Origin of the sequence: Streptomyces sp. NBC_00523, assembly GCF_036346615.1 — a bacterium.
Classification (GTDB): Bacteria; Actinomycetota; Actinomycetes; order Streptomycetales; family Streptomycetaceae; genus Streptomyces.
The window spans coordinates 2,231,101-2,245,672 of record NZ_CP107836.1 but is presented as its reverse complement, the minus strand read 5'-3'; the positions used below and the strand labels follow the sequence as shown (position 1 = coordinate 2,245,672).

Here is a 14,572-nt window from a genome sequence, read left to right as displayed (position 1 = left end):
CCGGCGGACCGGCCATCGGGGCGCGATTTTCGGCTATCACCGTGCGGGATCTCGACTGCATGTCGGGGCCATGTAAATCTGCCGGTGCCTCAGGAATACGTCCACGGTTCGCCCGCCGTTCGTACCGGCGGCCTAGTTTTCGCAGGCGCGCAGACGTCCCTCCCCCCTTGTGAACCACTCTCCCCCCAGAGGTGCCCCGATGACCCTTCAGACCAGCGAGATCCCGTGCTCGGACAGCGAAGCCGACGACACCGGCGAGTTCACCGGTGAGATGCGTATCAGCCGCCGCCGGATGCTGCAGACGGCCGCCGTGTCGCTCGGCGCCCTCGCCGCGGGGCCGGTGGCCGAGGCGGTCGGCGGGGCGCAGGCGGAGGCGGCCGAATACCGCCTGCCCAGAGGCTTCAAGGGCGATATCTCCGACCTGAGGCACGTGGTGATCCTGATGCAGGAGAACCGTTCCTTCGACCACTACCTCGGCCAGTTGAAGGGGGTGCGCGGCCACGACGACAAGCAGGTCCTGACCTTCCAGGACGGCACCAGCGTCTTCCAGCAGCGCGACGCCACCGGCGCCATCGTGACCCCCGCCGTCTCGACCGCCACCTGGAGCGACAAGCACAACTTCTACGGCGCCAACGGCGGGCGCTGGGACACCTGGGTGCAGGACAAGGGCGACCACTGCATGTGGTACTACACGCCCGACTACATGCCGTGGATGTACTCGCTCGCCTCGCAGTACACCGTCTGCGACATGAACTTCTGCTCGCTGCACGGGCCCACCATCCCCAACCGCTACTACCTGATGAGCGGCACGGCGGGCGGCGAGACCACCAACGCGGGCCAGAACGACTACACCCGCCGCTGGACCACCGTCCCCGAGCAGCTCCAGCAGGCGGGCATCAACTGGCGGGTCTACTCCGACAACAGCGGCAACGGCGTCGGCAAGAGCCTGCAGAGCGGCTACGTCGGCGAGTACGGCTGCAACGTCACCAACAGCTTCGCCGCCTTCGACCCCCGCACCACCGACCCGGCCGAGCTCGAACCGGGCACCGGCAGGGTCTGGAAGGCCAACTCCTTCGTCTACGCGGGCGCCACCACGCCCAACGACGACTCCGACGCCAATCTGGACGCCGTCCTGCGCGACCTGATCGCCGCCTGCGAGCCGGGCGCCGAGCACCCCCTGCCCGAGGTGTCCTGGGTGGTCATGCCCGCCGCCTGGAGCGAGCACCCGGGCTTCGACACGGTGCACGGCGAGCGGTACATGAACAAGGTGCTGCAGACCCTCCAGAGCAACGAGGACATCTGGAACCACACCCTGGTGATCATCACGTACGACGAGAACGACGGAAAGTTCGACCACGTCCTGCCGCCGCGCCCGGAGGCGGGCACCCCCGGCGAGTTCTCCGGCACCACCCCGTACGGCTTCGGGCCCCGCGTCCCGATGCTGCTGGTCTCCCCGTGGACGCGCGGCGGCTACGTCGCCTCGGAGGTCTTCGACCACACCTCGACCGTGAAGTTCCTGGAGACCTGGGCCGCGCACCTGGGCAAGCCGTTCACCTGCCCGAACATCACCCCGTGGCGCCGCTCCATCGCCGGGGACCTGACCAGCGCCATCGACTTCGCGCACCCGCGCCCCGGCCCGGTCGTCATCGCCGACCCGGTCACCGGCACCCCGCCGAGGCCGCCCCGCGACCGGCTGGAGCCGCGCGGGCTCTCCTACCACCCGCACGCCGTGCTCACCGAGGACCGGGCCGCCGGAACGGTGACCGCCGCCATGACGCTCACCGGCGGTCCGGAGGGCAAGGCGGTGAGCCTCCAGGTCTTCCCGGACCGGTACCTCCCGTTCGAGAACATCCCGCACACGGTGAGCGAGGCGGCCCCGCGCACGTACACCTGGGACACGAGCGCCACCGACGGCAGGTACGCCTTCTCGGTGTACGGCCCCGACGGGTTCCTGCGCTCCTTCGCCGGGCGGCTGCTCCCCGAGGACGCGAGCACACGCCACATCGGCCTGCCCCGCGTCGAGCCGCGGCTGGTCCGGGGATGGCGGCCGGTGGTCCGCCTGGGGCTGCACAACGACGGCCGCCACCCGGTCCGCTACACCCTGAAGGCCAACGACTACGCGGGCGGCACCCGCAAGGTCACCGTCCCCGGCGGCCACTCCGCGGTCGTGGACTGGCCCACCGAGCACGGCTACTACGACGTGGTCCTCACCGCCGACACCGGCACCGGCTGGACCCAGCGGTACGCGGGCCGGGTGGCGACGGTGAACGACCACTGACCGCCGGGGCGGGTCCGGTCAGCCCGCCAGCTCCGCCAGGACCGCGTCCGTGAACGCGGGCCACACCTCGACCGCCCACGGGCCGAAGGCCCGGTCGGTGAGCGCGACGCAGGCCGCGCCCGCCGCCGGGTCGACCCAGAGGAAGGTGCCCGACTGCCCGAAGTGCCCGAAGGTCGCGGGCGAGGAGGAGGCCCCCGTCCAGTGCGGGGACTTGGAGTCGCGGATCTCGAAGCCGAGGCCCCAGTCGTTGGGGTTCTGGTGGCCGTAGCCGGGAAGGACGCCCTTCAGGCCCGGGTGGACCACGGTCTGCGCGGCGGCGACCGTGCGCGGGTCGAGGAGGCGGGGGGCCTGCACCTCGGCGGCGAAGCGCGCGAGGTCGGCGACCGTGGAGACGCCGTCCTTGGCGGGGGAGCCGTCCAGGGTGGTCGCGGTCATCCCGAGCGGTTCCAGGACCGCCTGTCGAACGTATTCCGGGAACGGGATCTCGGTGGCCTTCGCGATGTGGTCGCCCAGCACCTCGAAACCCGCGTTGGAGTAGAGGCGCCGGTTGCCGGCCGGGGCCATCACCCGGTGCTCGTCGAAGGCGAGGCCGCTGGTGTGGGCGAGGAGGTGGCGCACGGTCGAGCCCTCGGGGCCCGCCGGTTCGTCCAGCTCCACGGCGCCCTCCTCGTACGCCACCAGCGCCGCGTAGGCCGCGAGCGGTTTGGTGACGGAGGCGAGCGGGAAGCGGTGCGCGGTCGGGCCGTGCGTACCGGCGACCGTGCCGTCCGCTCGTACGACGGCCGCCGCGGCGGTGGGGACGGGCCAGTTCTCGATCATCGCCAGGCTCTGCATGCGTACGAGAGTAGATTCCAGGTCCCGCCTGTTGGAAACCGCACCCGGTCACGCTTGCTTCGAGTGCACTCCAAGGTCTTAGCGTGGAGGCATGACGGTGATGGAGAGCACTTCGACCCGGGCCGATATCTGCGCCTCCGCCCCCTCGGCGCACCCGCGCCCCGACGGGCAGGACCGCTACACGATCAGCGAGGTCGCCGCGTTCACCGGCCTGACCGCCCACACCCTGCGCTGGTACGAGCGGATCGGGCTCATGCCGCACGTCGACCGGTCGCACACCGGCCAGCGCCGCTTCAGCAACCGGGACCTCGACTGGCTCGCCTTCGTCACCAAGCTGCGGCTGACCGGGATGCCGGTCGCCCACATGGTCCGGTACGCCGAGCTCATACGCGAGGGCGACCACACCTTCGAGGAACGGCAGGAACTGCTGGAGGCGACCCGCCGCGACGTGAGGACGCGGATCGCGGAGCTCCAGGACACCCTGGCCGTACTGGACTACAAGATCGACTTCTATGCGGGCGCCCGTGGGGCGCCGGAAGGGCCCAGTGCCTGATGACCGACAACAAGATCACCACCGTCGAACTCGGCCGGGGCGGCCCCCGGGTCGGGGTCCAGGGCCTCGGCTGCATGGGCATCAGCGAGTTCTACGGCGACACCGACGAGGCTTCGGCCCGCGAGACGCTGGAAACGGCGCTGACGGCGGGCGTCACCCTCTTCGACACCGCCGACATCTACGGCAGCGGCGCCAACGAGACCTTCCTCGCGCCGTTCGTCGGGGCGCACCGCGACGAGATCACCCTCGCCACGAAGTTCGGCATCGAGCGGCGCGAGGACGATCCCGACTACCGGGGCATCAACAACAGCCCCGCCTACATCCGCAAGGCCGTCGAGGCGAGTCTGCGCCGCCTGAACACCGACGTCATCGACCTGTACTACATGCACCGCCACGACACCGCCGTGCCGTTCGCGGAGTCCGTCGGCGCCATGGCCGAGCTGGTCCGGGAGGGCAAGGTCAAGCAGCTCGGACTCAGCGAGGTCACCGGCGCCGAACTGCGCGAGGCGCACGCCGTGCACCCGATCGCCGCCCTCCAGTCCGAGTGGTCCCTCTTCAGCCGGGACGTGGAGCGCAGCGCGGTGGCCGCCGCCGCCGAGCTGGGCGTCACGGTCGTGCCGTACTCGCCGCTGGGCCGGGGCTTCCTCACCGGGTCCTTCGCGGACGCGGGCAAGGAGCTGTCCCAGGGCGACTTCCGCGCCTCGCAGCCCCGCATGACCGGCGAGAACGCGAAGACCAACGCGGCGCTCCTGGAGCCCGTCCACAAGATCGCCGCCGCCCACGGGGCGACCGCCGGGCAGGTCGCGCTCGCCTGGGTCCAGCAGCGCGCCCAGGTCCACGGCATCACCGTCGTCCCGATCCCGGGCACCCGCAAGAGCCACCGCCTCCTGGAGAACACGGCCGCCACCCGCCTCACGCTCACCGACGACGAGCTGGCCCTCCTCGAACCGATCGCCGGGCAGGTCGCGGGCGACCGTTACCAGGACATGAGCCTGACCTCCCTCGTGCGCGAGTAGCGCGGAGTAGCGTCCGTACGAGGAAGCGACAGAGGAGGCAACCGCATGGCGATCAAGCGGATGGACAACGTCGGCATCGTGGTCGAGGACCTGGACGCGGCCGTCGCGTTCTTCCAGGAACTCGGCATGGAGCTGGAGGGCAAGGGCGAGGTCCAGGGCGGCTTCGCCGACCAGTGCACCGGCCTCGACGGCACCCACTGCGAGATCGCCATGCTCCGGACCCCGGACGGGCACAGCCGCCTGGAGCTGGCGAAGTACCTCAGCCCCGCGCTGATCGACGCCCCGCGCGACCGGCCGCACAACGTGCTCGGCACGCACCGCGTCATGTTCGCCGTGGACGACATCGAGGACACCGTGGCCCGGCTGCGCCCGCTCGGCGGCGAAGTCGTCGGCTCCATCGCCCGGTTCGAGGACACCTACCTGCTCTGCTACCTGCGCGGCCCCGACGGCGTCATCGTCGGGTTGGCGGAGGAACTGGGCGGGAAGGGCTAGGTCTTCCCGCTGGATCAGCCCTGGGCGTACGCGCCTTCGGCGATCGAGGCGAACGCGCTCAGCGACTCGGTGCCGGGGGCGAAGTAGCCCGTGTGGCCCTCCGCGTCGTCGGCGGGCACCCGGCGGGCGCCGAACCCCGGCGACGCGGGGTCCGCGCCGTGGCCGAGCCCGGCGAACTCGACGTGCGGGACCTTGCCGATCCAGTCGCCGGGGTCCTTCGCCGCCCACACCCGCGCCCCGGTGCGCAGACCGGCCACGCTGTCCGCGCGCATCCCGGGCGAGCCGAGGACCACCAGGTCGGCGACGCGCAGCCGGTGCGCGGCCAGGCCGCAGACGACCGAGCCGTAGCTGTGGCAGAACACCGTGGTGACGGGCACCCCGGCCGCCTCCAGCCCGTCCGTGAACCGGGTCAGCCGCGCGGAACCGGCCTCCGCCAGCGTCCCGCGCGCCGCGTCGAGCCCGAGGCCCACCGGGGTGGTGTACCCGGCCCAGGCGATCACGGCGGTGCCCGGACCCGTACGGGCGTACAGCGACCTGGCCATACCGGCGGGGGTGCCGTACACGTCGGTCGTACGGTCGAAGGTTCCGGCGTCGATGTCGGAACCGGGGACCACCACGGACACCCGCCGGGCGGTCGCCAGGTCGCCGAAGACCTCCGCGACCTGGCCCCGGCCGCGCGGGTCGAACGCCAGGAAGCGGCGGGCCGGGTCCTCGGCGAGGTGGGCGTAGCGGGGGTCGTGCGCGGCGTGCAGGGCAAGGGCGTTGGCCCGGTAGCGCAGTTCCACGGGGGCGCCGTCGAGGTTGCCGACGACGAGCGGGTGCCGTGCGGCCAGGGCCTGTTGCTCGCTGTCCGTGAGGCTCGCGAAGAACCGGGCCGTCTCGGCGGGCGAGTCCCGCTCCGGGTCGGGTAGTTCGCGGCCCAGCGTGTGGTCGGCCCGCCAGGACGCCGTGCCCGGGGGCGGGCCCGTGACCGCCTGCTGGGCGTTGCCCGTCACCCAGCCCGCCGTCCCCGACACCACGGTGACCGCCAGCGCGGCCGCGACCAGGGTCCTCGCGTAACGTCGCATCCGCCCCGCCCTCCCTCTCCGGCCCAACCGGCCGCTCCCCGCACGCCGTTCGGCGTGACGGGAGGAAGGTAGGAACGCGGTGGGTGCGCGGGCGTCACACCGGGGAGCCAACTGCCGTGTGATACCCGGGTAGGGGGTGGGGCGGGTGCGTCAGGCGGAGCCGGGGACGACGAGCCCCGCCTCGTACGCGAAGATCACCGCCTGCGCCCGGTCCCGCAGGGAGAGCTTGGCCAGGACGCGCCCGATGTGCGTCTTCACCGTCTGCTCGGCGAGCACCAGCTTCCCGGCGATCTCCTGGTTCGACAGGCCGCGCGCGATGAGTTCCAGGACCTCCGTCTCGCGCGGCGTCAGCCCGTTGAGCCGCAGCGTCGCGCCGCCCCGGGCCGCCGCCGAAGGACCCTGCTTCGCGAAGTCGGCGATCAGACGGCGCGTCACGGACGGCGCGAGCAGCGCGTCGCCCGCCGCCACCACCCGGACCGCCGCGATGAGGTCGGCGGGCGGGGCGTCCTTCAGCAGGAAGCCGGACGCCCCGGCCCGCAGCGCCTCGTACACGTAGTCGTCCACGTCGAACGTGGTCAGCATCAGCACCCGGGGCACATGGACCACGCCCGGCGGCGGTTCCAGCAGTGCGCGGGCCGCCGCGAGGCCGTCCATCTCGGGCATCCGCACGTCCATCAGGACCACGTCCGGGTGGACCCGGCGGCTGACCTCGACGCCCTGGCGCCCGTCCGGCGCCTCACCGACCACGTCGATGTCCGCCTGCGCCGCCAGCAGGGCCGCGAAACCCGCCCGCACCATGGCCTGGTCGTCGACGATGATCACACGGATGGGCACGGTTCCTCCGGACTCAGGGGGCGTCGTCGGGCCCGGCCGGGGACAGCGGCAGCCGCGCGGCGACCCGGAACCCCCCGTCCGGCAGCGGCCCGGCGTCCAGTGAGCCGCCCGTCAACCGTACGCGCTCCCGCATCCCGACCAGACCGTGGCCCGTTCCCGCCGACTCCAGCGGCGAAACCGGCTGCTCCGGCGGGCTGTTGACGACCAGCACCGTCAACTGGCCCCCGTCCGAGGTGACCGAGACCCGCGTCGGTGCCCCCGGAGCGTGCCGGACCACGTTCGCCAGCGCCTCTTGAACGATCCGGTACGCAGACAAGTCAACAGCCGGCGGTACGTCACCCAGTTGAGCGGCCAGCGACAGTTCGGCGGGAAGCCCGGCCCGTACCGTCGCCTCCACCAGCTGCTGCAAGCGGTCGATCCCGGGCTGCGGGGCCCGCTCGCCCTCCGCGCCGTCCCCGCGCAGCACCACGAGCAGCCGCCGCATCTCGGTCAGCGACTCCCGGGCGCTCGCCGCGATCGTCCCGAACTCCTCGCGCGCCTCGTCCGACAGCTCCGGCAGCCGGTAGGGCGCGGAGTCCGCCTGGACGGTGATCACGGACATGTGGTGGGCGACCACGTCGTGCAGCTCCCGGGCGATCCTGGCCCGCTCCTCCAGCAGCGTCCGCCGGGCGCGCTCGGCCTCGCTGACGGTCTCCTGCTCGGCGAGCCGGCGCTGTGCGACGCGCCGTTCCCGTACCGCGGCGCCGATCACCAGCACCACGGCCGCGAACAGGGGCAGCAGCAGCGCGCTGCCGTTGCTGCGGTCGGCGCGGACCAGATGGAGGATGAGGCTCGCCGCCGCGGTCGCCAGCCAGACGGCGACGAGCACCCGCCGGGACCGGCGCAGGGCCAGCGCGAGGAGCAGGAAGAGGCAGGCGATCAGCGGCGCGGGCGGCCACGGCCACACGTCGTACTCGCGGGCCGGCTTCCCGAGGAGCACCAGCGCGCCCGCGATGTCCGCCGGGAAGACGATCCACCAGGCCCACAGCGGCGACCGCGCCAGCATCAGCAGGGGTCCGCACTGGGTGACGGCGAGGGTGAGGGCGACCCCGATGTCGAGTCCGTACTGATCGCGGAGGTTGGCCAGGGTGACGGGGAGGAAGAGCACCGTCAGCGCGACGGCGGCCGCCTGCGGCAGGAACCTCGTCCACCCGGTGGTGTGCGCGGAAGCGGGCGCGGGTATCGGCTCGGTCATCTCGGGCGGCGGCCGGTTACAGCTCGGCCAGGAGCTGCGCCTTCTTGGCGCTGAACTCCTCGTCGGTCACCAGGCCCGCCCGGTGCAGCTCCCCGAGGTGGTGGATGCGCTCCGCGATGTCGGCCGGATCGCGCCGGGCGGCGGCGGTGAGGGGAGCGGCGGCCGGGGGCGCGGACTGCTTCCTGCGTACGGATTCGAGGACGGCCGCCGCGAAGGGCAGCGACTCGTGGACCGGGCCGTAGCCGAGCCCGAAGATCACCGCCGCGGGGTCCTGGTCGGCCCGGGCGGGCCGGGGTATCACCGGCTGGACGCCGGTGGCGGTCCCGCCCGTCGCGGGGCCGGTGAGCCCTCCGGACGCGTGGACCACCGCGTCCGAGCCCCTGGGCAGCAGCCGCAGGTAGCCCTCCAGGCCCTCCGGCGAGCGCCACTCGACCCCGCACAGATCCGTGACCGGGAACGTCTGGTCGCCGGCCTTCCACTTCTCCGAGGAGGCGCCCGTCCAGAACCAGCGGAACGAGATCCGCTCACCGTCGAAGCCGGCCCGCCCGTCGTACGCCTTGAACTGCATCGGGGCCTCCGGGGCCGCGACCAGGAAACGGTCCGCGGGCTCGCCCGCGTCCGCGCCGAGGCAGGCCCGCAGCTCGTCCGCGTAGTACTCGGCCAGGGTCTCGCGCGCGGCGGGGAGCACCAGCCGGTACGGGTCGCAGCCGTCCTTGAGCTGCCCGGCGGCGGCTTCGAGGAGCGGATCGGCCCCGGGGCGCGGGACGGCGCGCAGCACCACCGTGCCCCGCTTGCCCGGGGTCAGCGTCACCGACGACAGCGCCGCGTGCGGGACGCGGCGCTCGCGGAGGCTCTGGAGGAGTCTCGGCGTGCGGATACCCCGTTCGTAGCGGATGAGCACGGAGTCGGCGTCGAACTCCCAGGTGGCATGAATTCCGGCCAGCACATCACCCATGCGCCTCATCGTATGCGGCACTTGCCCGCCCCGTCCCCTCTCGGAGTCGACCGCTTCCGGAGGCCGGACGCGGTGTCTCTACGCGCGTCAGGCTGTCGAGTTGGCGTACACCCCGTCGTTGCAGGTGCTGTCGGCCGTCGCGCAGGTCACCGACGTGTACGCGCCAACTCCGATCGCGGCGAAGTTGTCCAGGCTCTCGGTGCCCGGCTCGAAGTAACCGCTGTGACCGACCGCCCCGTCCGCCGAGACGACCCGGGCGCCGAAGCCGTGGTCCACCGGATCCGCCCCGTGTCCGAGGCCCCCGAACTCCAGGTTCGGCACGTCCTCGATCCAGTCGCCGCTGTCCCGCATCGCCCACACGTGCGCCCGGGTGCGCAGCTGACCTGCGTTGTCCGCCCGCATGCCGGGGCTGCCGGCCACCGCGATGTCCTCGACCCGGCCGGGCAGCCTGCTCGCGGCGACCCCGCACAGGACGGAGCCGTAGCTGTGGCAGAACAGCGAGACCGGCGCCGGTCCCGGGAGGGCCCGGACGAGCGCGTCGAGCCGGACCGCCCCGCGCTCGGCGAGGTTGCCGAGGGCGGCGTCCATGCCGATGCCGACGGGCGTCGTGTAGTCGGCCCAGGCGATGACGGCGGTGCGCACTTCGGGGCTCGCGGCGCGCTCGGCGGCGTACAGCGACTTGGCCATGCCGACGGGCGCGGCGTTGGTCTTCGGCCCGGTGCGTTCCAGGGTCAGCAGATTCGTGTCGACGCCGGGCACGACGAGCGAGATGCGCCGGGCCCGGTCCAGGTCGCCGAACACCTCGGCGGCGAGCCCGCGCCCCGACGGGTCGAACGCCAGGAAGTGGCGGTCCCGGGCGAGCATCGACCGGAAGCGGTCCAGGCGGTGCTGGGCCTCGGCGCGGCCGGACGCGGAGAGTCTGGTGTCGTGGACGCGTTTGCGCTCGACCGCGGTTGCCTGTCCGATCGCCCGCCGGTTCGCGCGGTAACGGGTGGTGACCGGGGCGCCGTTGAGGTTCCCCACGACGAGCGGATACCGGTCGGCGAGGTGGGCGCGCTGCGCCGGGGTCAGCGTGGCGAAGAAGTGCGCCAGCTTGTACGGCGGGGTGTCGGCGTCCGGCAGCGGCTGTCCCGCTATCGACCCCTTGGCCCAGGCGGCCAGCGCGAGCGCGCGGGAGTCGCCGGAACGCTGATGGTGCACGGCGGTCCAGCCGGTCGTCGCGAGCATCACGAAGACGACCGCGACGGCGAGCAGTGCGCGCCAAGCGGTGAGCGTGGGGGAGGAGTCGAAGGAAGTCACTCCGGACCACCCTAGGAGACGGGTGGAGCCGGTTCGGGAGCAGGGTGACGTACATCACCCGACTGTGCGGAAGGACACGGTGATTGCCTCACCCTGCGTACGGCCCTCCGGCACGCTCCGCGCCTTTCGCGTCAACTCTGTGCGGACAGTCACCTTTCGGAGTGGACCTGGCCGCCAACCCTTCCGATTACTCTCCGTAACGGCGCAGGGTGGGTGCAGGGAGATCCACACCGGTGGACGACCCGCATCAGCCGGACCCGCCTCATCGGCGGTTCCCTCACGGCAGTTTCATCATCACGGGGGTTCAACTCGCATGCGTACGACCGTTGCCGCGGCCTTCCTGGCCGTCACCGCCCTGTTCCTGTCCGCGCCCGTCGCGTCCACCACGCCCGCGAAGGCCGCCGCGCCGGTCTCCCTCGGGAACTGCGCGAGCGGGCAGCTCTGCCTCTGGTCGAAGCCCGACTTCACCGGCGCCCGGCAGACCCATGAGCTGTCCACCATCGACATCGAGAGCTGCGTCCCGCTGAAACCCGGCACCACCGCCCAGGCCCTCGCCAACCGCACCGGCCGGCCCGTCACCACCTACCAGTCCGCCGAGTGCCAGGAGACCGGCGAGTTCGAGACGTACCCGGGCGGCGGCACCTGGCTGCCCCGCTCGCCGTACCAGGTGCGTGCCTTCAAGGTGTGGGAGAACTGAACGGGCCCGGACGCGCCGCGGGGCGGCGGCACCCTTCCCGGGTCCCACCGCCCCGCACCGGGCCGGTCTTCGTGCCCGCGTTACGCGTCGCCGCCCGCGGCCCCCGGATCGGCCGAGGCCACGTCCAGCAGTTCGTAGCGGTCGACCGCCGTCTTCAGCGCCGAGCGGTCGATCTTCCCCTCCTTCGCCAGCTCCGTGAGCACCCCGAGCACGATCGACTGCGCGTCGATGTGGAAGTACCGCCGCGCCGCGCCCCGCGTGTCCGCGAACCCGAACCCGTCCGCGCCCAGCGACTGGTACGCGCCGGGCACCCAGCGGGCGATCTGGTCCGGCACGGACCGCATCCAGTCCGACACCGCCACGAACGGCCCCTGCGCCCCGGACAGCTTGCGCGTCACGTACGGCACGCGCTGCTCCTCCTCCGGGTGCAGCAGGTTGTACCGCTCCACGTCCACGGCCTCGCGCCGCAGCTCGTTCCAGGAGGTCGCCGACCAGACGTCCGCCTTCACGTTCCACTCGTCGGCGAGGATGCGCTGCGCCTCCACCGCCCACGGCACCGCCACACCGGACGCCAGGATCTGGGCCGGGATCTCGCCCTTCTCCCCGCTGCTGTAGCGGTAGACGCCCTTCAGAATGCCCTCGACGTCGACATCAGCGGGCTCCGCCGGGTGCTGGATCGGCTCGTTGTAGACGGTGAGGTAGTAGAAGACGTCCTCGTTCTCCTCGGGCGTCCCGCCGTACATCCGGCGCAGACCGTCCTGCACGATGTGCGCGATCTCGTACCCGAACGCCGGGTCGTAGGCCACGCAGGCCGGGTTGGTCGACGCAAGGAGCTGCGAGTGCCCGTCGGCGTGCTGGAGCCCCTCGCCGGTCAGCGTCGTCCGGCCGGCGGTCGCGCCCAGCACGAAGCCGCGCGCCAGCTGGTCCGCCATCTGCCAGAACTGGTCACCGGTGCGCTGGAAGCCGAACATCGAGTAGAAGACGTACACCGGGATCAGCGGCTCGCCGTGCGTGGCGTAGGCCGAACCCGCGGCGATCAGCGAGGCCGTGCAGCCCGCCTCCGAGATGCCGTCGTGCAGCATCTGCCCGGTCGGCGACTCCTTGTACGCGAGCAGCAGATCGCGGTCCACCGACTCGTACTGCTGCCCGAGCGGGTTGTAGATCTTCGCGCTCGGGAAGAAGGCGTCCATGCCGAACGTGCGGTACTCGTCGGGGGCGATCAGCACGAAGCGCTTGCCGATCTCCTTGTCCCTCATGAGGTCCTTCAGAATGCGGACGAACGCCATGGTGGTGGCGATCGACTGCTGACCCGAGCCCTTCTTCGCGGCCGCGTACGTCTTGTCCTCCGGCAGCGGCAGCGGCTTCGCGCGCACCACCCGGGTCGGGACGTAACCGCCCAGGCCCTTGCGGCGGTCGTGCATGTACTGGATCTCCTCCGAGTCGCGGCCCGGGTGGTAGTACGGCGGGTTGCCGTCCTCCAGCTCCTTGTCCGCGATCGGGATGTGCAGCCGGTCCCGGAACCGCTTCAGGTCCTCGGCGGTGAGCTTCTTCATCTGGTGGGTCGCGTTGCGGCCCTCGAAGTTCGGCCCGAGGGTCCAGCCCTTGACCGTCTGCGCCAGGATCACCGTCGGCTGGCCCTTGTGGGCCTTGGCCGCCGCATAGGCCGCGTACACCTTGCGGTGGTCGTGACCGCCGCGCCCCAGGTGCAGGATCTGCTGGTCGGACATGTCCTTGACCATCTCGCGCAGCCTCGGGTCGTCCCCGAAGAAGTGCTCCCGGATGTACGCGCCGGTCTCCGTGGCGTACGTCTGGAACTGCCCGTCCGGCGTCGTGTTCAGCTTGTTGACCAGGATTCCCGTGCGGTCCTGCGCCAGCAGCGGGTCCCAGGACCGGTCCCAGACCAGCTTGATCACGTTCCACCCGGCGCCCCGGAACTGGGACTCCAGCTCCTGGATGACCTTGCCGTTGCCGCGCACCGGGCCGTCGAGGCGCTGGAGGTTGCAGTTGACGACGAAGGTCAGGTTGTCCAGGCCCTCGCGGGCGGCGATGGACAGCTGCCCCAGCGACTCCGGCTCGTCCATCTCGCCGTCGCCGAGATACGCCCACACATGCGAGTCCGAGGTGTCGGCGAGGCCGCGCGCCTCCATGTAGCGGTTCATCCGCGCCTGGTAGATCGCGCCGAGCGGGCCGAGGCCCATCGACACCGTCGGGAACTCCCAGAAGTCCGGCATCAGCCGCGGGTGCGGATAGCTGGACAGCCCGTTCGGCGCCTTCGACTTCTCCTGGCGGAACGCGTCCAGCTGCGCCTCGCTCAGCCGGTCCAGCAGGAAGGCGCGGGCGTAGATCCCGGGCGAGGCGTGTCCCTGGAAGAAGATCTGGTCGCCGCCGAGGCCGTCGTCCTTGCCGCGGAAGAAGTGGTTGAAGCCGACGTCGTACAACGAGGCCGAGGAGGCGAACGTGGCGATGTGACCGCCCACGCCGATCCCCGGACGCTGGGCGCGCGAGACCATCACGGCCGCGTTCCAGCGGGTCGCGTTGAGGATCTTGCGTTCGATCTCTTCGTCGCCGGGGAAGAACGGCTCGTCCTTCGTGGCGATCGTGTTGACGTAGTCCGTGCTGCGCATCTCCGGCACGGCGACGCGCTTCTCGCGCGCTCGCTCGATGAGCCGGAGCATGAGATAGCGGGCCCGCTCACGGCCTCGCTCGTCGACGGCGGCGTCGAGGGAGTCGAGCCATTCCTGGGTCTCTTCGGGATCAAAATCCGGGACCTGGCTCGGAAGGCCGCCAATGATGATCGGGTTGCGATCGGATCCGGAAGCCACGCTGTTCCTTCGCTGTTCGGTGCTGCGCTTCGGGGCCTGTTGCGGGAGTCCTGCCCCCGGGCATGAGGATGTGTACGCCATCCCCATCGTGTACCGCTGAAACGCGTACGTCATCTCTACCGAGAGGTAACCGCGAACGCGTCCCCGGCCGGGCTCCGCCGGGGCGGATGGACGGCCGCCGAGTGGGTATCGGTGCAGGCAGAAGGTGTCGGACAGGACGGGGCAGGCAGGATGGGAGGGGACGGAACGCCACCATACGCCCAAGGCGTGCAAGTGTTCCCAAAAGGCTGCTCGGCTCCGAATGCCGGACCGAAACGGCATAAGCTGTCCAAGGACGTAGGACACGACAGGAAGTGGAGGAGGACGCGGGCCCTCGCAGGGAGGCTGCCTGAAGGACGGCGACGTGACAGGAAACGTCACCGTTTAGGCGGTCTCGTACGCTGGGTACTTGCGCGATCCGCCGCTCCCGTGTGGACTACGGCCAACGCCCC

The 14,572-nt window shown here is 71.7% G+C and carries 12 protein-coding genes; 5 read left to right on the top strand and 7 right to left on the bottom strand.

Annotation, left to right across the window (positions count from 1 at the left end; genetic code table 11):
* Positions 1-199: 199 nt before the first annotated feature.
* The gene (locus OHS17_RS10155; RefSeq protein ID WP_330311907.1) at positions 200-2,278 is read left to right on the top strand and encodes an alkaline phosphatase family protein; all 2,079 of its coding nucleotides are present in this window, start codon (positions 200-202) and stop codon (positions 2,276-2,278) included.
* 18 nt (positions 2,279-2,296) lie between these two features.
* Here OHS17_RS10155 and OHS17_RS10150 read toward each other — a convergent pair whose 3' ends face one another.
* On the bottom strand, positions 2,297-3,112 hold the full coding sequence (locus tag OHS17_RS10150) for a serine hydrolase domain-containing protein (RefSeq protein ID WP_330311906.1): 816 nt from the start codon (positions 3,110-3,112) through the stop codon (positions 2,297-2,299).
* A 91-nt stretch (positions 3,113-3,203) separates the two neighbouring features.
* Between OHS17_RS10150 and OHS17_RS10145 the strand changes: the two genes are divergently transcribed.
* Genes OHS17_RS10145 through OHS17_RS10135 form a run of 3 tightly spaced genes read left to right on the top strand, consistent with a single transcriptional unit; the run spans position 3,204 to position 5,173 of the window.
* Positions 3,204-3,665, top strand: coding sequence for a MerR family transcriptional regulator (locus tag OHS17_RS10145; RefSeq protein ID WP_330311905.1), 462 nt, complete (start codon positions 3,204-3,206; stop codon positions 3,663-3,665).
* Complete coding sequence (locus OHS17_RS10140; protein ID WP_330311904.1) at positions 3,665-4,681, top strand: aldo/keto reductase; 1,017 nt, start codon at positions 3,665-3,667, stop codon at positions 4,679-4,681. The genes OHS17_RS10145 and OHS17_RS10140 overlap by 1 nt, the downstream gene beginning before the upstream one ends.
* A 45-nt stretch (positions 4,682-4,726) precedes the next feature.
* Entirely contained in the window at positions 4,727-5,173 is a 447-nt protein-coding gene (locus OHS17_RS10135) for a VOC family protein (RefSeq protein WP_330311903.1), read from the top strand.
* A gap of 14 nt (positions 5,174-5,187) precedes the next feature.
* Here OHS17_RS10135 and OHS17_RS10130 read toward each other — a convergent pair whose 3' ends face one another.
* The 5 genes from OHS17_RS10130 to OHS17_RS10110 form a co-directional block, all read right to left on the bottom strand.
* Complete coding sequence (locus tag OHS17_RS10130; RefSeq protein ID WP_330311902.1) at positions 5,188-6,240, bottom strand: alpha/beta hydrolase; 1,053 nt, start codon at positions 6,238-6,240, stop codon at positions 5,188-5,190.
* A 150-nt stretch (positions 6,241-6,390) separates the two neighbouring features.
* Positions 6,391-7,074: a response regulator gene (locus tag OHS17_RS10125; RefSeq protein ID WP_018103338.1), complete on the bottom strand. Its 684-nt coding sequence runs from the start codon at positions 7,072-7,074 to the stop codon at positions 6,391-6,393.
* 13 nt (positions 7,075-7,087) lie between these two features.
* Positions 7,088-8,308 carry a sensor histidine kinase gene (locus OHS17_RS10120; protein WP_330311901.1) on the bottom strand — a complete coding sequence of 407 codons (1,221 nt, stop codon included), beginning with the start codon at positions 8,306-8,308 and terminating at the stop codon, positions 7,088-7,090.
* A gap of 16 nt (positions 8,309-8,324) precedes the next feature.
* On the bottom strand, positions 8,325-9,263 hold the full coding sequence (locus tag OHS17_RS10115) for a DUF4429 domain-containing protein (protein WP_330311900.1): 939 nt from the start codon (positions 9,261-9,263) through the stop codon (positions 8,325-8,327).
* A gap of 87 nt (positions 9,264-9,350) precedes the next feature.
* Positions 9,351-10,562, bottom strand: a complete 1,212-nt coding sequence (locus OHS17_RS10110; protein WP_330311899.1) for an alpha/beta hydrolase — start codon at positions 10,560-10,562, stop codon at positions 9,351-9,353.
* Positions 10,563-10,875: 313 nt separating this feature from the next.
* On the opposite strand from OHS17_RS10110, the gene OHS17_RS10105 reads away from it, so the two are divergent.
* The gene (locus OHS17_RS10105; RefSeq protein WP_018103342.1) at positions 10,876-11,259 is read left to right on the top strand and encodes a peptidase inhibitor family I36 protein; all 384 of its coding nucleotides are present in this window, start codon (positions 10,876-10,878) and stop codon (positions 11,257-11,259) included.
* An 80-nt stretch (positions 11,260-11,339) separates the two neighbouring features.
* Here the strand turns inward: OHS17_RS10105 and aceE are convergent, their stop codons facing one another.
* Positions 11,340-14,081, bottom strand: coding sequence for a pyruvate dehydrogenase (acetyl-transferring), homodimeric type (gene aceE, locus OHS17_RS10100; RefSeq protein ID WP_330311898.1), 2,742 nt, complete (start codon positions 14,079-14,081; stop codon positions 11,340-11,342).
* Positions 14,082-14,572 lie beyond the last annotated feature (491 nt).

What these genes read in the sequence shown, in the direction of transcription:
- OHS17_RS10155 (WP_330311907.1), top strand. Translation starts at nt 200, where the DNA reads ATGACCCTTCAGACCAGCGAGATCCCGTGCTCGGACAGCGAAGCCGAC.
- OHS17_RS10150 (WP_330311906.1), bottom strand. Translation starts at nt 3,112, where the DNA reads ATGCAGAGCCTGGCGATGATCGAGAACTGGCCCGTCCCCACCGCCGCG.
- OHS17_RS10145 (WP_330311905.1), top strand. Translation starts at nt 3,204, where the DNA reads ATGACGGTGATGGAGAGCACTTCGACCCGGGCCGATATCTGCGCCTCC.
- OHS17_RS10140 (WP_330311904.1), top strand. Translation starts at nt 3,665, where the DNA reads ATGACCGACAACAAGATCACCACCGTCGAACTCGGCCGGGGCGGCCCC.
- OHS17_RS10135 (WP_330311903.1), top strand. Translation starts at nt 4,727, where the DNA reads ATGGCGATCAAGCGGATGGACAACGTCGGCATCGTGGTCGAGGACCTG.
- OHS17_RS10130 (WP_330311902.1), bottom strand. Translation starts at nt 6,240, where the DNA reads ATGCGACGTTACGCGAGGACCCTGGTCGCGGCCGCGCTGGCGGTCACC.
- OHS17_RS10120 (WP_330311901.1), bottom strand. Translation starts at nt 8,308, where the DNA reads ATGACCGAGCCGATACCCGCGCCCGCTTCCGCGCACACCACCGGGTGG.
- OHS17_RS10115 (WP_330311900.1), bottom strand. Translation starts at nt 9,263, where the DNA reads ATGGGTGATGTGCTGGCCGGAATTCATGCCACCTGGGAGTTCGACGCC.
- OHS17_RS10105 (WP_018103342.1), top strand. Translation starts at nt 10,876, where the DNA reads ATGCGTACGACCGTTGCCGCGGCCTTCCTGGCCGTCACCGCCCTGTTC.